The sequence below is a fragment of the Nonomuraea sp. NPDC050733 genome, assembly GCF_040654215.1.
Taxonomy (GTDB): Bacteria; Actinomycetota; Actinomycetes; order Streptosporangiales; family Streptosporangiaceae; genus Nonomuraea.
Window position 1 is genome coordinate 70,386 of the sequence record NZ_JBFAHO010000017.1, and the last position, 16,386, is coordinate 86,771.

Annotated in this window: 21 protein-coding genes; 8 read left to right on the top strand and 13 right to left on the bottom strand. The window is 72.9% G+C overall.

The features are described from left to right. The first annotated feature begins 25 nt into the window (after window positions 1-25). Window positions 26-217: a hypothetical protein gene (locus AB0H64_RS25170; protein ID WP_357628812.1), complete on the top strand. Its 192-nt coding sequence runs from the start codon at window positions 26-28 to the stop codon at window positions 215-217. 4 nt (window positions 218-221) lie between these two features. Here AB0H64_RS25170 and AB0H64_RS25175 read toward each other — a convergent pair whose 3' ends face one another. Beyond that, window positions 222-971, bottom strand: coding sequence for an NAD(P)H-binding protein (locus AB0H64_RS25175; RefSeq protein WP_357628815.1), 750 nt, complete (start codon window positions 969-971; stop codon window positions 222-224). 82 nt (window positions 972-1,053) lie between these two features. Here AB0H64_RS25175 and AB0H64_RS25180 point away from each other — a divergent pair, with 82 nt between their 5' ends. After that, window positions 1,054-1,560, top strand: a complete 507-nt coding sequence (locus AB0H64_RS25180; protein WP_357628818.1) for an Rrf2 family transcriptional regulator — start codon at window positions 1,054-1,056, stop codon at window positions 1,558-1,560. A 140-nt stretch (window positions 1,561-1,700) separates the two neighbouring features. On the opposite strand, the gene AB0H64_RS25185 is transcribed toward AB0H64_RS25180, so the two are convergent. Beyond that, window positions 1,701-2,843 carry a serine hydrolase domain-containing protein gene (locus tag AB0H64_RS25185; protein WP_357628820.1) on the bottom strand — a complete coding sequence of 381 codons (1,143 nt, stop codon included), beginning with the start codon at window positions 2,841-2,843 and terminating at the stop codon, window positions 1,701-1,703. Between the two features lie 71 nt (window positions 2,844-2,914). After that, entirely contained in the window at window positions 2,915-3,409 is a 495-nt protein-coding gene (locus tag AB0H64_RS25190; protein ID WP_357628823.1) for an FBP domain-containing protein, read from the bottom strand. A 72-nt stretch (window positions 3,410-3,481) separates the two neighbouring features. On the opposite strand from AB0H64_RS25190, the gene AB0H64_RS25195 reads away from it, so the two are divergent. Beyond that, entirely contained in the window at window positions 3,482-4,081 is a 600-nt protein-coding gene (locus AB0H64_RS25195) for a WHG domain-containing protein (protein WP_357628826.1), read from the top strand. Window positions 4,082-4,193: 112 nt separating this feature from the next. Here the strand turns inward: AB0H64_RS25195 and AB0H64_RS25200 are convergent, their stop codons facing one another. Further along, on the bottom strand, window positions 4,194-4,559 hold the full coding sequence (locus AB0H64_RS25200) for a helix-turn-helix domain-containing protein (RefSeq protein WP_310711295.1): 366 nt from the start codon (window positions 4,557-4,559) through the stop codon (window positions 4,194-4,196). 117 nt (window positions 4,560-4,676) lie between these two features. On the opposite strand from AB0H64_RS25200, the gene AB0H64_RS25205 reads away from it, so the two are divergent. Continuing rightward, window positions 4,677-5,642, top strand: a complete 966-nt coding sequence (locus AB0H64_RS25205) for an NADP-dependent oxidoreductase (protein ID WP_357628829.1) — start codon at window positions 4,677-4,679, stop codon at window positions 5,640-5,642. Window positions 5,643-5,731: 89 nt separating this feature from the next. On the opposite strand, the gene AB0H64_RS25210 is transcribed toward AB0H64_RS25205, so the two are convergent. Next, the gene (locus tag AB0H64_RS25210) at window positions 5,732-6,298 is read right to left on the bottom strand and encodes a TetR/AcrR family transcriptional regulator C-terminal ligand-binding domain-containing protein (protein WP_357628832.1); all 567 of its coding nucleotides are present in this window, start codon (window positions 6,296-6,298) and stop codon (window positions 5,732-5,734) included. Window positions 6,299-6,388: 90 nt separating this feature from the next. Here AB0H64_RS25210 and AB0H64_RS25215 point away from each other — a divergent pair, with 90 nt between their 5' ends. Beyond that, window positions 6,389-7,006 (top strand): VC0807 family protein, encoded by a 618-nt coding sequence (locus AB0H64_RS25215; RefSeq protein WP_357628835.1) that lies wholly within the window; start codon window positions 6,389-6,391, stop codon window positions 7,004-7,006. Here AB0H64_RS25215 and AB0H64_RS25220 read toward each other — a convergent pair. Then, window positions 7,003-8,001 (bottom strand): hypothetical protein, encoded by a 999-nt coding sequence (locus tag AB0H64_RS25220; protein ID WP_357628838.1) that lies wholly within the window; start codon window positions 7,999-8,001, stop codon window positions 7,003-7,005. The genes AB0H64_RS25215 and AB0H64_RS25220 overlap by 4 nt on opposite strands. Window positions 8,002-8,120: 119 nt before the next feature. Between AB0H64_RS25220 and AB0H64_RS25225 the strand changes: the two genes are divergently transcribed. Both AB0H64_RS25225 and AB0H64_RS25230 read left to right on the top strand, forming a co-directional pair. After that, window positions 8,121-9,239 carry a hypothetical protein gene (locus tag AB0H64_RS25225; RefSeq protein WP_357628841.1) on the top strand — a complete coding sequence of 373 codons (1,119 nt, stop codon included), beginning with the start codon at window positions 8,121-8,123 and terminating at the stop codon, window positions 9,237-9,239. After that, window positions 9,179-9,808, top strand: coding sequence for a response regulator transcription factor (locus AB0H64_RS25230; protein WP_357628843.1), 630 nt, complete (start codon window positions 9,179-9,181; stop codon window positions 9,806-9,808). Before AB0H64_RS25225 ends, AB0H64_RS25230 begins: the two co-directional genes overlap by 61 nt. Before the next feature lie 64 nt (window positions 9,809-9,872). Here AB0H64_RS25230 and AB0H64_RS25235 read toward each other — a convergent pair whose 3' ends face one another. From AB0H64_RS25235 to AB0H64_RS25260, 6 genes are all read right to left on the bottom strand, one after another. Continuing rightward, window positions 9,873-10,517, bottom strand: a complete 645-nt coding sequence (locus AB0H64_RS25235; protein ID WP_357628846.1) for a response regulator transcription factor — start codon at window positions 10,515-10,517, stop codon at window positions 9,873-9,875. Further along, entirely contained in the window at window positions 10,508-11,656 is a 1,149-nt protein-coding gene (locus AB0H64_RS25240) for a histidine kinase (protein WP_357628849.1), read from the bottom strand. The genes AB0H64_RS25235 and AB0H64_RS25240 overlap by 10 nt, the downstream gene beginning before the upstream one ends. A gap of 10 nt (window positions 11,657-11,666) precedes the next feature. Beyond that, complete coding sequence (locus tag AB0H64_RS25245; RefSeq protein WP_357628852.1) at window positions 11,667-12,479, bottom strand: ABC transporter permease; 813 nt, start codon at window positions 12,477-12,479, stop codon at window positions 11,667-11,669. Then, on the bottom strand, window positions 12,476-13,390 hold the full coding sequence (locus AB0H64_RS25250; protein WP_357628855.1) for an ATP-binding cassette domain-containing protein: 915 nt from the start codon (window positions 13,388-13,390) through the stop codon (window positions 12,476-12,478). Before AB0H64_RS25250 ends, AB0H64_RS25245 begins: the two co-directional genes overlap by 4 nt. Window positions 13,391-13,762: 372 nt before the next feature. Further along, window positions 13,763-14,638 (bottom strand): sigma-70 family RNA polymerase sigma factor, encoded by an 876-nt coding sequence (locus AB0H64_RS25255; RefSeq protein ID WP_357628858.1) that lies wholly within the window; start codon window positions 14,636-14,638, stop codon window positions 13,763-13,765. After that, window positions 14,635-15,030, bottom strand: a complete 396-nt coding sequence (locus tag AB0H64_RS25260; protein ID WP_357628861.1) for a VOC family protein — start codon at window positions 15,028-15,030, stop codon at window positions 14,635-14,637. The genes AB0H64_RS25255 and AB0H64_RS25260 overlap by 4 nt, the downstream gene beginning before the upstream one ends. Before the next feature lie 200 nt (window positions 15,031-15,230). Between AB0H64_RS25260 and AB0H64_RS25265 the strand changes: the two genes are divergently transcribed. Then, the gene (locus AB0H64_RS25265; protein ID WP_357628863.1) at window positions 15,231-15,908 is read left to right on the top strand and encodes an enoyl-CoA hydratase-related protein; all 678 of its coding nucleotides are present in this window, start codon (window positions 15,231-15,233) and stop codon (window positions 15,906-15,908) included. 13 nt (window positions 15,909-15,921) lie between these two features. Here the strand turns inward: AB0H64_RS25265 and AB0H64_RS25270 are convergent, their stop codons facing one another. Beyond that, the gene (locus tag AB0H64_RS25270) at window positions 15,922-16,161 is read right to left on the bottom strand and encodes a hypothetical protein (protein WP_357628865.1); all 240 of its coding nucleotides are present in this window, start codon (window positions 16,159-16,161) and stop codon (window positions 15,922-15,924) included. Between the last annotated feature and the right edge of the window lie 225 nt (window positions 16,162-16,386).

Sequence of the window (16,386 nt, forward strand, 5' to 3'; positions counted from 1 at the left end):
ACCAAGACCACCAAGGAGCCCGTACATGTCCTTCCCTCCCCACACCCCCGGCCCGGCCGATCCGGTGGTGGCCGATCTGGCGGCGCTCGCCCGTGTACCGTCCGCGGTGCCGCTCGGCGCGGACACGCTGATCGAGCCGGACCACCCGACGCTCCGGCACCGGCAGGCCGCCATCCTCCGCGACACCGTCACCCACTTCCTGACGGGGGGTTCCTGAGTCGTCACCGCACCCGCTGCTCCTCGAGCCACGCGTCGAACGTGGTCGGCGCGATCCGCGCGTTCTCCCCGGGCAGCAGCACGTTGCCGGCCATCCCCGGGCCGAACAGCCCCGACCACGTCGGCACGAGCTTCACCTCACGGCCGCGCGCCCGCAGCGTACGCCGGGCCATGTCGACGAAATCCTGCGGCTCGGGGCCGGCGACGTCGGCGTGGCGCCCCTGCGGCTCCCCCACGGCGACCTCGGCCAGGATCTCGGCCACGTCGGCCGGCGCGATCGGCTGCACGAGCAGCGGCGCGATCGTCGCGACGCCGTCCCGCTCGGTCCAACCGGCCACCATCTCGGCGAAGTCGTGGAACTGCGTGGCCGGGACGATCGTCCACGGCACCGGCCCCGCGGCCACCAGGCGCTCCTGCTCCCGCTTGCCGGCGTAGTGGGCGTTGCCCTCGACCCGGTCGATGCCGACGATCGACAGCAGCACATGGTGACGGACGCCGACCCGCTCGCCGGCGGCGAGCAGGTTACGGGTGGTGGCGCGGAAGTACGCCACCGTCTCCTCCACATCGGTGGCCGGGCCGTTGGTGGCGTCCACCACCGCCTCGACGCCGGCCAGGGCGTCGTCCAGGCCGTCACCGGTCAGCAGGTCAACGCCGAGCGAGCGGCTGATGCGGACGACGTCGTGCCCGCCCCGTTCGAGGGCGGCCACGGTCAGGGAGCCGATGGCGCCGGTCGCGCCTGCCACGGCGATACGCATGACGGTCTCTCCTTCTTCTCAGTACCCCGAGACCATATCTCGGACTAAACAGATCCTCAATATCCGCGATATGGTGGTGATCGTGAAACTGCCCGTGAGCACCGAATGGCTGTTGCACTGCGCCACCTCGCTGGCCCAGTTGGAGCCGGGAGCCACCGCGTCGGCCGCCCAGCTCGCGGAGTACTACGACCTCCCGGCTCCCTACCTCGCCAAGCAGCTCCAGTCGCTCGTGAAGGCGGGCGTGCTGTCGGCCACGACGGGGCCGCGGGGCGGCTTCCGGCTCGCCCGGGCGCCCGGGGAGATCACGTTGCTGCAGATCGTGGAGGCGGTCGACGGCGCGTCCTCGCCGTACGAGTGCCGCGAGATCCGCCGGCAGGGGCGCGGCGCGCTGCCGGCCGAGGATTGCCTGGGCGCCTGCGTCCTCGCCGCCAAGATGGCCGAGGCGCACCGCGCGTGGCGCGGCAGCCTGGCCGGGGTCTCGCTCGCCGACATCCTGTCCGAGCTGCCCCCCTCGGCGCCGTCGCGCACCCGTTCATTGCTCACGGGCCCGAAGGGCTCCTGGCCCCATCGGCGGGCCGCGCCCGGCTGACACGCCGGACGCTGGATCTGCTGGACGCCGACCTGCTCGGCATCCTCGGCCCGGAGCACCTGGGCGCGCTGCGCGAGGCGCTCACCCGGGTCGCCACGGCCCACGACATCCCGCCGGCCGCCTGACCTGGCACCCGGGCTTCAGCCGCCGGTCAGGCAGGTCCGCAGGGCCGCGACCAGGCGGCCGGCGCGGGCGTCGCCGTGGCCGATCATGCGGTTGGCGACGTACGCGAACCCCACCCCGAACTCGTCGTCACCGAAGGCGAACTGGCCGCCCGCTCCGTCGTTGCCGAAGCTGCGCTGCCCCAGCATCGGCCGGAACGCCGAGTCGAGGAGGAAGCCGGAGCCCCAGCGCGCCCCGGCGTCGAAGCCCAGCCACCCTGTTCCGGAGGAGACCTCGCGGACCGCGTCCGTCACGCTGTCCGGCGTGAGCAGCCGCTCGTGACCCTCGACGCCGGTGGCGGCCGCCGCGTACAGCCCGGCGAGGCCGCTCGCCGACGCCGTGGCACCCGCTCCGGGCAGCTCCATGCCGAGCAGCGCCGGATCGTTCCAGCCGTGCGGCTCGTCGAGGCCGGGGAAGACCAGGGCCCCGTTCATGGTCACGATGCGGGTGAGCAGGTGCTCGGGTCCTGGCATGGGCGGCCGCCCTTCGGCCTCGGTGAGCCGGGCGCGGCCGTCCATCTCCTCGGCGGGCAGTCCGATCCAGGCCCGTAGTCCCAGTGGCTCCCCCACGGCGCGGCGGAAGTACGCGCCGGGGGTGAGGCCGGTGACGCGCCGGATGACCTCACCGATGAGGAAGCCGAAGACGTGGCCGTGGTACTCGTACGCCGTGTCCGGCTCCCACAGCGGCTCCTGCTGCTCGATGGCGTGGATGACCGGCGTCCAGGCGGCGATCTCCTCGAAGCCGAGCACCGGGTCGAGGGCGGGCAGCCCGGCCCGGTGGCCGAGGACCATGCGACAGGTGACGGCCTCCTTGCCGTGCCGCGCGAACTCGGGCCAGTACCTGCTCACCGGGGCGTCGAGGTCCAGGCGTCCCTCCTGCGCGAGGAGGTGGGCGCAGACGCTGACGAGGCCCTTGGCGCAGGAGAAGACCGGGACGACCGTGTCCTTCGTCCACGGCCGGCCGGTGCGCCCGTCGGCGACTCCGCCCCACAACTCCACGGCCTTGCGCCCGCCGACGAACACGGTGACGGCCGCGCCGAGTTCGTCGTGGTCGGCGAAGTTCCGGGCGAACGCGTCGGCGACCGCTCCGAACCGTTCGTCGGCCCATCCGCTGTGCTGCACGGTGATCTCCTTCTCTCGATGGGTCGTCGACGGTCGCGCCGTGTTGCCGGGCGCCGGTGCGCGGTCCCCGGTCACGTCATGACCTTGTCGAGGAACGCCGACAGCTTGGCCCTGGTGCGATCGACCTGCTCCTCCACCGTCAAGGTCTCCTCCAGCCGTCCGCCCGGCTCCGGGATCTTCCTGCCGCGCACGTACAGGGAGCAGGCGAGGTCGGAGCACACGTACACGCCGACCGAGTTGCTGTCCCGGCCGGCCTGGCCCGCTCGCCGGGCGGTCATCAGGGAGACGCCGCTGCCGGGGTGCGTGGTCAGGCACAGGGAGCACATGCCGCGGTGGAGGTGCCCGCGCTGCTGGGCGGCCAGGCGAAGGGCCACGCCGACGACGGCGCCGCCGCGCTCGGTGACGAGGTAGGCGCGATCGGGCGCGCCGGAGTCGCGCCACCCGAGGAAGTCAAGGTCGTCCCAGGGCTGCTCGGTCAGGTGCCGTGGCAGTGGCAGGCGCTGGGCCTCTCCCTTGGAGCAGTTGACGAACGACGTACGGATTTCCTGCTCACTGGCTGGTTTCATGGCGCGGAACGCTACAATGCCTAGGAGCATTATGCAACTACCTAATACTCCTAGGAAAGCGTGGAGGTGGCGATGGCTCGTGCGGGACTGACGGCGGAGCGCGTGACGGAGGCGGCCGCGGACCTGGCGGACGCCGTCGGGTTCGAGAACATCACCGTCTCCGCGCTGGCGCGGCACTTCGGGGTCAAGGACGCGAGCCTGTACGCACACCTCAAGAACCTCCAGGACCTGCGGGAACGGGTCGCGATGCTGGCCGCGGGAGAGCTGGCCGACCGCATCGCCGCGGCGGTCGCGGGCCGGTCCGGCAAGGAGGCCATGGTGGCGTTCGCCAACGCCTACCGGGACTACGCGCTGGCCCACCCCGGTCGTTACACGGCGACCCAGGCGGTCCGGGTGGACCCGGCCGTGCTCGCCTGCTCCACCGCCTACGTCCGCACGATCGAGCTGACCCATGCGATGCTGCGCGCGTACAAGCTGGCCGAGCCCGACCTGACCGACGCGGGCCGCCTGATGCGCAGCGCCTTCCATGGCTACATCACCCTGGAGGCCAACGGCGGATTCAGCCACTCCCGCGAGGTGCGGAGGTCCTGGGAGCGAGCCCTCGACGGCCTCCACATCATGCTGGAGAACTGGCCCGCCGATCCGTCGCGTCACGCGGCCGAGGAGGACTGATCGAGCGGCCCGCTCACCACGGCCTTCGCCGAGGCTGCTCGCCCAGCAGACCCGCCGAGCGCCCGGCCGGCGTGTCCTCTTCGCCGGCGTCGGCGCGAACGCCACCGCATCCCTACGACAGAGCGGGGATCTCGTGCAGGTGCTGCTCCACCCAGGAGCGCAGCATCCCGAGCGGCACGGTCACGCTGCGGCCCAGCTCGGTCAGCGCGTACTCCACGTGCAGCGGCACGGCGGGGTAGACGGTGCGGTCCACGAAGCCCGCCTCCTCCAGCCGCCGCAGCGTCTGCGTCAGCACCTTGGGGCTGACGCCCTGAAGCTGCCGTTGCAGCTCCCCGAAGCGCTGCGGACCATCCTCCAGGGCGCCGATCGCCAGCGTGGACCACTTGTTGGACAGCAGATCCAGCACGTCGCGGCAGGGGCAGAGCGCGGAGTAGACGTCGTGGCGGTCGTGCTCCCCGGTGGGGCATCTCAGGATCACGGGCTGGGGCTCCTCTCGTACTACCCAACAGATAGTAATACTCCTTGCGGGTTACTACCACCTGGCGGATAGCGTCCGGGATCGTCGCACCAAGCCCAACAAGTGAGGAGAAGCAGCATGTCGACGCCCACCATGCGAGCGATCAGCCAGTCCGCGTTCGGCGGCCCCGAGGTGCTGGAGCCGGTCCGCGTCCCCCGCCCCGAACCGCTGCCCACCGAGGTCCTGGTACGGGTGCACGCCGCCGGGGTCAACCCGGTGGACTGGAAGACCCGCTCCGGCGGCGGGATGGCGGGGGTGCTCGGCCAGCCGCCGTTCGTCCTGGGCTGGGACGTCTCCGGGGTGGTCGAGGAGGTCGGGTTCGGCGTGACCGTCTGGAAGCCGGGCGACGAGGTGTACGGGATGCCGTGGTTCCCGCGCGCGGCTGGCGCCTACGCCGAGTACGTCACCGCCCCGGCCCGCCACTTCGCCCGCAAGCCCGCGACGCTGGACCACCTGCGGGCGGCCGCCGTACCGCTGGCGGCTCTGACCGCCTGGCAGGCCCTGACCGACACCGCCGGCGTTCAGGCGGGGCAGCGGGTGCTCGTCCACGCCGGTGCGGGCGGCGTCGGCCACCTGGCCGTGCAGTTCGCCCGCCACCTGGGGGCGCACGTCTTCACGACCGCGAGCGCCGCCAGGCACGAGTGGCTGCGCAAGCTCGGCGCCGAGGAGACGATCGACTACACCACCACCCGCTTCGAGGACGTGGTGTCCGACGTGGACGTGGTCATCGACCTGGTGGGCGACGGGCACGACCACACGAGCACGAGGTCGCTGGGCGTGCTGCGCCCCGGCGGCCTGCTGGTGGCGGTCCCGTCGGGGGTCTCCCCCGAGCTGGTGGAGCGGGCCCGGGCGGCGGGTGTCCGCGCGACCCCGTTCCTGGTCGAGCCCGACGGGCCGGGGCTGGCCCACGTCGCCGGCCTCATCGACCGGGGCGAGGCGGCGATCGAGGTGGAGGCCGTCCTCCCGCTCGAACAGGCCGCCGAGGCGCACCGGCGCGGCGAGGAGGGCCACACCCGCGGCAAGCTCGTCCTGGCCGTCGCCTGACTCGCACGCGGCTGTTCGCTCGCCCGCCGGGATTCGCCGACACGGCGGCCACCTGGCGGGCGAGGGCGGGCCCTGTCGGCGTCGCGCCCCTACTCCCCCGGCGAGCCCCTGAGTCTGAGCAGCCTGTCCGCCAGCATCACCGCGTGCTCGGCTCCGACCGGCCGGTTGAAGAAGATCGCGTGGTAGTAGACCGGGGCGACGATCACGTCCAGCACCTCCAGCAGGTCGGGGGCGTTCTCCCCGCGCTGCCGGGCCCGCTCCAGCACGCCTTCCAGCTGCATCCCGCGTTCCATCATGTACGTCACGTAGTCCTTGTCGCGCGTGCCGACTTGGGCCGCGCGCACGTACAGCGGCCCGAGTGGCCCTGCCACGTCGCCTGCCAGCCGCACCGCGTACTCCTCCAGGTCCCCGCGCAGAGACCCCGTGTCCGGCATCGGGGAACCTTGCGAGAGCTGCTCGGTCACCGCGTCGTCCACCAGCGCGGAAAGCGTGCCCCAGCGCCGGTAGATCGTCGCCTGGTGCACGCCTGAGCGCTCGGCCACCTGGGCGATGCCCAGCTTGTCCCAATCCTCCTCGCGCAGCAGGTCGATGACCGCCTGGTGCACGGCCGCGCGCACCTTGGCGCTGCGGCCTCCCGGGCGTCGTGCGGGTTGCATGGATCCACCTTAACGCGAAGTCGCTTGCGTTAGTTCTCTGCCGGGGCTACTTTGAAGCGAGAATATTCGCGTTAAGGTGAGGACGTGGTCATGAACCGCTCCATGCTCAGGGTCGCCCTGTGTGACGTCGTGCCCTCGGTCGCCCTCTACTACGTCCTCCGGCTCCTGCATGCCTCCGAGTACGCCGCCCTGCTGACCGCCGCGCTGGCCGGCCTCGTCCGCGCCGCCTACGTCGCGGTCCGGGAGCGCAGGCTGGAGGGCTTCGCCGCGTTCATGTTCCTGATCTTCGGCCTCGGCCTCGCACTGGCCTTCGTCACCGGGGACGCGCGGTTCACGCTGGCCGTCAAGTCCGTCACCACGGCGGTGATCGCCGCGGTGCTGGTGGCCACGTGCGTGGCCGGCCGCCCGGCCGCGTTCGGGCTGGCCAAGCGCTTCGGCGCGGAGGACGCGGCGACGGCCGGGCGCTGGGACGTCCTGTACCGCGACCAGCCGGCGTTCCGGCGCGTGTACCTCGTGATGACGCTGACCTGGGCGGGCGCCCTGCTGGCGGAGTCGGCGGCGCGGATCCCGCTCGTCTACCTGCTGCCGGTCGACGTGATGGCCGGCCTGTCGTCGGTCATGCTGGTCGGGACGCTGGTGCTGCTCGGCGTGTGGAGCGCCTGGTACGGCGGCCGCGGCGAGCGGTCCGCCGCCGGCACGACCGCCTAGCCCGGCGCGTGGCCGGCGGCCGCCTCGGCTGTGGTCTGCCGGCGACGCCGGTGGTAGGAGACGGCGGCGGTGGCCAGCGCGGCGCCCCAGATCGGCCAGAAGCACTCCGGCAGCCAGGCACCCCATTCGGCCAGGGCGAACCGGCCGGCGATCGTCCAGCGGAGATAGGTGAGCCCGGCCACGGTGACGATGATCGAGACGAATCCGGCCGGGACGACCGCGAGCAGCGGCGGCACCCGCCTGCCGCGCAGTCCGGGGATCCAGCGGGGGAAGATCTCGCCCCACCGCTGGATCAGCCCGAGGGTGAGCACGCCGCCGAACGCGCCGAAGGTCGCCAGATAGGCGCCCGCCAGCCACAGGCCGCCCTCGCCCTCGGCCAGGAACTCCTTGCTCACGCCGAGCGGAATGCCCAGCGCCCACGCCCACCGGGTGGCGCAGTACACCAGCGGCACCGCGACCGCCACGTACACCGCGACGCGCCCGCGCTCCGGGGTGAACCAGCTCCTGCGCCCCTGGTCGCGTCCGTAGGCCAGCGCGGCGGTGGCCAGCAGCAGGCCGCCCAGCACGCACACGAGCTGGTTGAGCACCGGCCACGGCCAGGCGTCGGCGAAGGTGGCGCCGCCCAGGCCCCACCCGAAGACGGGGGCGGCCAGCAAGAGCGGCGTGTAGGCGACGCCCATCATCAGCCGGGAGTCGGGAATCACCAGGATGAGGAGCGCGGCGACGGGCCAGGCCACGAACAGCGGCGCACGGTGGCCGCTTCGGCGGGTCAGCGCCAGTGCCGTCACCGCGGTGAGCAGGCAGAAGGCGGCGATCCACCAGCCGAAGGCCGGTGTCGTGCCGGCCAGGATCGACAGCGCCCCGTCGGGGTCGGGGTCGGCGGCGCCCCAGGGGAAGCCCGGCGTTCCCAGCGCCCACGCGACGCCGAGCACACCGTAGGCCAGCGCCCACAGCGCCGCCGCATACTGTCGCCAGGCATAGGTGAAAGTCTTCATGTGATCAGCCTCATGGCGGGGCCGGTCGGTGAGCCAGATGCCGATCGGCACCCCTGGGGCCGGAAGAGGTGCCGTTCGGCACTCGCGGGTGAACCCTCCGGTGCGCGTATCTTCATCAGGTGGACGTGACGTGGGCTGTCGCCCTGGTGTCGGAGGCGGTGCCCGCGCTGGTCGCCGTCGCGGTGGCCGCGACCGGGCTGTTCCGGCCCCGGCTCAGGCCGCGTCTGTCCGCGTCGGCCCTCCTGGCCGCGAGCGTGTCCCTGGCCGTCACGGCGGCCCACGCCACCGGCGTGACGCGGGCCGCGCCGGGCGCCGACGCGCTCGGGATGGCCGAGAGCGTGGCGCTGATGGTGCTGGTGGGCCTGGTCGTCCGGTACGCCCCCCTCCGGCAGGCCGTGGTCTCCTCGTCGGCGGCGGGTCTGGCCGCGGCCACCTGGCTGCTGCGCGTGTTCACGCCCGCATCGCCGCTGGAGGGAGTGGGCGTGTGCGCGTTCTGGGGTCTGGGGGCGTTGGCGGCCGTCGCCGTGGGCGCCTACCTGCGCTCCCTCGACGTACGGCAGGAGCGGGCGGTGGCCGACACGCGCACCGCCCTGCGGCTGCGGCTGGCCCGGGACCTGCACGACTTCGTCGCCCACGACATCGGCGAGATGGTGGCGCACGCCCAGGCGGGCGGCGTGGCGGGCGATCCGCTGCGGGCTCTCGAACGCGTCGAGGCCGCGGGGCAGCGGGCCCTGTCGATGCTGGACCGCACGCTCGACATGCTGCACCACGACCGGCCGCTCGGCCCCGTCGGCGATCTGGGCGGCATAGCCGAGGCGGCCGAGCGGTTCTCCGCCGCCGGCCCCGCCCGGGTCAGCCTTCGCATGGACCCGGCCGTGACGGTTCCGGTGGAGACCGCGGCGCTGGCCTACCGGGTCGTGATCGAGGGACTGACCAACGTCCGGCGGCATGCGCCGCGGGCCGGGCACGTCGACCTGCGCGTCGGCGCCTCGGCCGGGGTCCTGGAGGTCACGATGACCAACGACGGCGTGGCCCGCGCGCGAAGCCGCCGGCGGGGCGGGTCCGGCCTGCCCGGCCTGGCCGCGCTCGTGGCGGAGCAGGGCGGCGAGCTGGTGACGCGGGCGCTGCCGGACGGGTGGTCGCTGACGGCCCGCCTGCCGCTGGCACAATCACCGGAGTGGTCACCCGAATCCTCATCGCCGACGACCAGGAAGGCATCCGCGCCGCCTTCCGCATGATCCTCGACGCCCAGCCGGACATGACCGTCGTCGCCGAGGCCGCCGACGGCCGCGCCGCGATCGACACCGCGAAGACCGTCAAACCCGACGTGGTGCTCGCCGACATCCGCATGCCCCGCGCCGACGGCATCGAAGTGACCCGGGCTCTGGCCGGCACCGGCATCCACGTCGTGGTCGTCACCACGTTCGGGCTCGACGAGTACGTCAATGCCGCCCTGCGCCACGGCGCCGCCGGGTTCATCCTGAAACGCTCCGGACCCACGCTGCTCATCGAGGCGATCCGCGCCGCCATGAACGGCGACATGCTCATCAGCCCGCAACTCACCGTCCGGCTGCTCCGCCGGCGCGGCGTGCCGCAGGAGTCGCCACACGTCGTCCTCACCGAGCGGGAGGACCAGATCGTGGCCATGGTCGCGCACGGCAGGACCAACGCCGAGATCGCCGCGGAGCTCTTCCTCTCCCCGGGCACCGTGAAGAACCACATCGCCTCCATCCACGACAAGATCGGCGCCCGGAACCGGGTCGCCATCGCCGCGTGGGCCTGGGCCACCGGAAGAGCCGAGCCCTGAAGCGCGCGGCGCACCGCCGCCGGCTGCTGGCCGCAGGACCAGCAGTAGGACGATCCGCGCGCGGTCAATGGTCGAGGTAGCGCAGGATCGCCAGCACCCTGCGGCTGTAACCGGGATCGCGCGGCAGGTCCAGCTTCTCCATGATGGCGTTGATGTGCTTCTCCACCGTGCTCAGCGACACGTGCAGGCGCTCGGCGATCGCCGTGTTGACGTAGCCCTGCGCGAGGTGGCGCAGCACCTCGGCCTCGCGGGGGCTGAGCCTGCTCAGCGGGTCGGCGTGGGTGGTGCGGGCGAGCAGCTGACGGACCACCTCGGGGTCCACCACCGTGCCGCCCGCGCGTACCCGCTCCAGCGAGTCCAGGAAGTCGGCCACCTCCGAGACCCGGTCCTTGAGCAGGTAGCCCAGCCCCTCGGTGTGCCCGGCCAGGAGCGTGGCGGCGTACGTCTTCTCCACGTACTGCGACAGGACGAGCACGGCGACCTCCGGGAGGCGTTCGCGGATCTCCAGTGCCGCCCGCAGCCCTTCGTCGGTGTGCGTCGGCGGCATGCGCACGTCGACGACCGCCACGTCGGGGCGGTGCTCCTCGACGGCGGCGAGCAGCGCCGGCGCGTCCCCGACTGCGGCGACGACCTGGTGACCGGCGTCGTCGAGCAGCCGGCCCAGACCCTCGCGGAGCAGCACCGAGTCGTCGGCCAGGATCACCCGCACGGCGTCTCCTTGGGCAGCGTCGCCGTGATCCTGGTGGGGCCGCCCGGCGGGCTGTCGACGGCGAACGACCCGTCGAGCGCCAGGACGCGCCTGGCCAGGCCGGACAGGCCGCCGCCCGAGGGGTCCGCGCCGCCCACGCCGTCGTCCGAGATCGCCACGCTGACCGTCTCCTCGTCCTCGCTCAGCACGACCAGGATGTCACCCGCGCCGGCGTGCTTGATCGCGTTGGTGATCGCCTCGCGGGCGACGAAGTACAGGGCCGTCTCCACCTCGGACACGGGCCGCCCGGTCAGCCCGTAGTGCACGGTCACCGGCCCGCCCGACCGCTCGGCCACGCCCGCGAGCGCGGCGCGCAGGCCCAGCTCGTCCAGCGCGGTCGGGTAGATCCGCCAGGCGACGCTGCGCAGCTCGTCCAGGAGCCGGCGCGACTCGGTGTACGCCTGGCCGACGAGCTCCCCCGTCCTGGCGGGGTCGGCGCTGTGCCGGGCGCGGCCCAGCAGCATGGCCAGCGCCACGCCCCGCTGCTGCACGCCGTCGTGCAGGTCACGCTCGATCCTGCGCCGCTCGTCGTCCACGGCCCGGACGATGCCCGAGCGGGTCGCGGTCAGCTCGGCGATGCGCCTGCGCATCACCTCCTGCCGGCTCGGCCCGAGGAAACGGCCGGCCAGCCGCCGCTCGGCGGCGCCCGCGGCGGCGGTCGCGGCCACGAGCAGGACCAGCAGGAACGCCGCGCTGGACAGCCCGAGGATCGCGGTGTCGGTGACCAGTCGCACGCCGGGCAGGTTGACGGCCACCGCCTCGCCCCTGCCCGTGGCGACGGCCCACAGCCCTCCGGTCAGCAGCAGGCCGCTGAGGAACAGCCCGGCCGCCAGGACGTACCCCACCATGACGCCCAGGGCGGCGCGGGCGGCCAGGAAGCCGTAGCCGCCGCCTCCGGGCTCGGTGTCGTGGCCGAGCCACCGGGACAGCCGCCGGCGTTCGAGTGCCGTCAGCCGGGCCAGGCCCCGCTCGGCGGCGGGCCGCGTGGACGCGAACAGGGACGCCGGCCAGGCCACGCAGAGGAAGAGCAGCTCGGCGATGCCGAGGGCCGCACCCGCGAGCACCCCGACCAGGGTGCGCGCGACCCGGTAACCCGACACGGCCAGCAGTCTAGGCGTCACGCCGGCGCAGGACCGCGTGGCCCGCCGCCAGAGCCGCCGCCGTCCACCCCGCCAGCCAGGCCAGCCCCTCCGCGGCGGTGTACGGGATCGGGCCACCGGTCAGGTTGTCGGTGCTGCCCATGAACGCCAGGCCGGCGAACAGCGGCATGCGCATCGACGCCTCCAGCGCCGCCTGGCTGCCCGTCATCAGCAGCAGCAACGGCAGGCCCATCAGCAGCATGAACACCACGGTCAGGGTGCCGGCCGCGCTGCGCATCGCGGCGCCCACGCCGACCGCCATGACCGCCACCAGGGCGAAGAAGACGCCCATGCGCAGGAGGTCGAGCGCGACCTCGGCGGGCGGCAGCTCCACCCGGCCGCCGAACACGTCGGCGGACAGCACCGCGTAGACGGCCGCCGTGGCCACGCCCCCGGCCACCACTCCCACGGCCAGCATCACCGGCACCACCACCAGCGCCTTCGCGGCGAGCACCCGGCCGCGGATCGGGGTGGCCTGCAGCGTGGCGCGGATGCCGCCCGACGCGTACTCGGAGGTGACCACCAGCATCGCCATCGCCACCAGCGCGAACTGCACGAACGACGTCGCCGACACCACCGGCTCGCTCGCCGTCAGGCGCGCCCCCGTGACGCCTTCGCGGACCATGTCGGTGACCGTGGCCCCGCCGAGCATCAACGCGCTGAGCACCATGAGCACCGTCGCCGCGGCCAGGCACCACCAGGTGGAGCGCACCGACCACAGCTTCACCCATTCGGCGCCGACCGCCCGGCCCAGCTCTCCGCTCCCCATGATCACGATGGTCACGCCCCCGCCTTCTCGGTGCCGTACTCCACGCTGCTCGCCGTCAGCTCCTGGTAGGCCTGCTCCAGCGACGCCTCGCGCGTGCGCAGCTCGTGCAGGCGGATGCCCGCCTCGTACGCCAGGTCGCCGACGCGCTCGACCGTGGCGCCGGTGGCGACGAGCTCGTTCTCCCCGAGGCGTTCCACGGTGATCCCGGCGGCGCTCAGCCGTACGGCCAGGTCGTCCGCGTGCGGCGTGCGGACGGCCACGGCGGTCAGGGCGCTGCCGGCGATCACCTCAGCCAGCGGCGCGTCCATGATGAGCCGTCCCCTGCCGATCACCACCAGATGGTCGGCGGTCAGCTGCATCTCGCTCATCAGGTGGCTGGAGACGAACACCGTGCGCCCCTCCCCCGCCAGCGAGCGCATCAGGTGGCGTACCCAGCGCACGCCGTCGGGGTCGAGCCCGTTGACGGGCTCGTCGAACATCAGCACCTCGGGATCGCCCAGCAGCGCGGCCGCGATGCCGAGCCGCTGGCTCATGCCGAGCGACAGCGCGCCGGCCCGCTTGCGCGCCGCGTCCGTCATCCCCACCTTGTCCAGGACCTCCGCGACCCGGCCGCGCGCGATGCCGTTGCTGCGGGCCAGCGCCGCCAGGTGCGCGTGCCCGCTGCGTCCGGGATGCAGCGCCCGCGCGTCCAGCATCGCGCCGACCGTGCGCAGCGGGTTCCTGATCTCGTGGTACGGGACGCCGCCGATCAGCGCCGTGCCCGCGGTGGGGCGGTCGAGTCCGAGAACCAGGCGCATCGTCGTCGACTTGCCGGCCCCGTTCGGCCCGAGGAACCCGGTCACCGCGCCCGGCCGCACCTCCAGCGACAGGTCGTCGACGGCGGTCCGGTCGCCGTAGCGCTTGGTCAGATTCTTGAGACTGATCACGCCGGCAACGCTAGGCAGCCGCCGGTACGGCCACCATGGCGGCGAACCTCCGACTTCGATGGCGGAAAACCGTAACGCCTCGCGGTAGCAGACCGTTGATGTGACGCCTGCCACCTTCCGGGTGCTTCGGGGCGGGCATGCGGGATCATGACCGGAATGGACAGGTCCATCCTGATGACGTCGCGCTCTGTCTTGAGGTCGACCGGTTCCCCTTCGCCATGGTGGCGACCTTGGAGGACTCGCTCATGGTCCTACGCGCGACACCTTCGCCGACAGACCAGGCCCCGGTCTGATCGAGGCGGAGGCAGGCGACCTCGGCTGGTCGGCCCGGGATGACTTGCGCAGGCACGGGCCGACCCTGACGACACCGGCTCAGGCCGGGGCGGGCAGCTCGATCGAGGCGAGTTTGGCCGGATCGACGACGATGTGGATGCCGCTGATCCGGCCTTCTGTGACCGTGAAGGCGATGACGGAGAGCGGGGTTCCGTCGGGGCGCCAGGACATGTGGCCGGGGACGCCGTTGACCAGCACGGGCTGCTGGCGGGCGACCTGGCCGGAGAACATGCGGGCGCCGGCGGCGACTTCGGTGGCGCCGAGGGTGACGACCATGCCGCCGGGGGTGTCGACGGTCAGCTTCACGTTCGGATCGAGGACACGCAGGAGCGCTTCGAAGTCGCCGCCGAGCGCGGCGGCGCGGAATGCCTGGACGACCTCCTGGTGCTCGCGGCCGGGGCCCGCTGGCCGGTCCATGGCTTGGACCTTGCGGCGGGCGCGGCTGGCGATCATCTTGGCGGCGTCGGCGGACTTGCCGAGGATGTGGCCGATCTCCTGGAACGGGACCGCGAACATGTCGTGCAGGACGAACGCCAGGCGCTCGCTCGGGGTGAGCGAGTCGAGCACGACGAGCATGGCGAGGCCGACCGAATCGGCCAGCGCCACCTGCTCGTCCGGCGCGGGGTCGCGGGCGGGCGTCACCACGAGGTCCGCGAACTCGTGCCCGTAGGCGGTCTCGGGGTGGGCTCGACGGGATCTCAGGAGGTCCAGGCTGATCCGGCCGACCACGGTGGTCAGCCAGCCCGCCAGGTTGCCGATGGTCGCCTCGTCCTGGCGGACGAGGCGCATCCACGCTTCCTGGACAACGTCCTCGGCGTCGGCGTGCGAGCCCAGCACGCGGTACGCGAGGGCGCGCAGCCGATCGCGCTGGGCTTCGAACGCCTCGGTCACGAGGCCGGACGGGTGGGCGGTCACGGCTTTCGCTGCTGGCGGAGCGAGACCCGGTTGCCGTCCGGGTCCACCGCCTCGATGCGCACCCCGAACGGGTAGTCCACGGGTTCCTGCTCTCTGAAGGTGACGCCGCGCCGGCGCAGGATCTCGAAGTCCTTCCGCAGATCATCGGATTCGAGGATCAGCGGACCGGGCGCGGCGGCATGCCGGTCCACGTCGCCCGGCTGTCCCGCGGCCGCCGCATGCGGCCACAGGAGGATCTGCACCGGGCTGCCGGGAACGCCGACGGTGAGGAACCGCCCGTCGGGCCCCGAGAAGTCGATCCGCTTCTCCAGGCCGAGTCCCCCGGTGTAGAACTCCAGCGCGCGGTCCTGATCGGTGACGTAGATCGTCACGTACATGATGTCGGTCAGCATCCTGTTCTCCGTTCACTCATCGGTGTGACGGCCGTTCGTTCCCGGTCGTCGCACCCATGACGAGTGCCGACGGGGAAAGGTAACAGAACCGGTCCGCCGGAGGCTCCGTTGCGGGGTCTCTGCCGGAGGGCGTAAGTTACTCGACGGTAGAATCCGATCGTCGGCGTGACCTGCCGCCCACTCCGCCCGAGGGAGCCGCCGTGCCCATGCTCGACCGCCAGGACGACGTCTTCGTCCTCGACCTCGGCGACACCGAGAACCGCTTCCACCCCGACTGGATCGACGCCGTCAACGCCGCGCTGGACGAGGTGGAGAAGGCGGAAGGGCCCCGCGCCCTGGTGACCGCCGCCACCGGGAAGTTCTTCTCCACCGGCCTGGACCTGGACTGGCTGTTCGCCCACGCCGACCGGCACCGGGACTACGTCGTCAGCGTCCACGAACTCCTGGCGCGGATGCTGGCCCTGCCGATGATCACCGTGGCGGCCCTGCAGGGTCACACCTTCGCCGCCGGCGCCATGCTGTCCCTGGCCCACGACTTCCGCGTGATGCGCGCCGACCGCGGCTACTGGTGCCTGCCCGAGGCCGACATCGACATCCCGTTCACCCCGGGCATGTCGGCGCTGATCCAGGCCCGGCTGACCCCACAGGCCGCGCACGAGGCCATGACCACCGCCCGCCGCTATGGCGGCCACGACGCCCTGGCCGCCGCCATCGTGGACCGCGCGGTCGAGGAGGACGCGGTGCGCCGTACCGCCGTGGAGATCGCCCGTACCCTGACGGGCAAGGCCGGCGCGACGCTCGGCACCATCAAGGCACGCATGTACGCGCCCGCCCTGGCCGCGCTGCGGGACGGGGACGCCCCCTCGGCTGAGCTCTGACAGCGCGGCCCGGTCAGGGCCCGCGGTGCTGGTTCTGCTCGGGCAGGTGGCCGTCCGGGTAGGCCCGCACGAGGACGTTGTCCGGCCGCGAGCCGCCCATGTGCTCCCTATGCTCGCGGCCGAACTCGCCACCCCTGCCCTCCCGCGTCAGGGATTGCCGCAGTTCTTCGAACTCCGGCCGCTGCGCCTTGCTCCGCTGCGAGAAGGCGTACCCCACACAGGGCACCTTGTGCTCGCACTCCACCACCCGCACATGGTGTCCCCCGGCGCCCGGAAGTGAACTCGTCGTCGTGCCGTACTCCGTGCAGGCGATGGCCCGTCGCCAGGGCGGGATCGAAGCCCGCGCCGTGGTTGAGCTCCGCGCAGGCGCGTAAGTAGGACTCCACGTACGGGACCGCCTCGGCCGGCCACCGGCTCCCACAGCAGGTTCCCGGCGATCGCCGAAGCCGCTCCTTGCCATCCGTGCTGCTCCGCTATA

Bases quoted from the DNA above. Each gene is read 5' to 3' on its own strand.
- AB0H64_RS25170 (WP_357628812.1), top strand. From the start codon at position 26: ATGTCCTTCCCTCCCCACACCCCCGGCCCGGCCGATCCGGTGGTGGCC.
- AB0H64_RS25175 (WP_357628815.1), bottom strand. From the start codon at position 971: ATGCGTATCGCCGTGGCAGGCGCGACCGGCGCCATCGGCTCCCTGACC.
- AB0H64_RS25190 (WP_357628823.1), bottom strand. From the start codon at position 3,409: ATGAAACCAGCCAGTGAGCAGGAAATCCGTACGTCGTTCGTCAACTGC.
- AB0H64_RS25195 (WP_357628826.1), top strand. From the start codon at position 3,482: ATGGCTCGTGCGGGACTGACGGCGGAGCGCGTGACGGAGGCGGCCGCG.
- AB0H64_RS25205 (WP_357628829.1), top strand. From the start codon at position 4,677: ATGTCGACGCCCACCATGCGAGCGATCAGCCAGTCCGCGTTCGGCGGC.
- AB0H64_RS25210 (WP_357628832.1), bottom strand. From the start codon at position 6,298: ATGCAACCCGCACGACGCCCGGGAGGCCGCAGCGCCAAGGTGCGCGCG.
- AB0H64_RS25215 (WP_357628835.1), top strand. From the start codon at position 6,389: ATGAACCGCTCCATGCTCAGGGTCGCCCTGTGTGACGTCGTGCCCTCG.
- AB0H64_RS25220 (WP_357628838.1), bottom strand. From the start codon at position 8,001: ATGAAGACTTTCACCTATGCCTGGCGACAGTATGCGGCGGCGCTGTGG.
- AB0H64_RS25260 (WP_357628861.1), bottom strand. From the start codon at position 15,030: ATGCTGACCGACATCATGTACGTGACGATCTACGTCACCGATCAGGAC.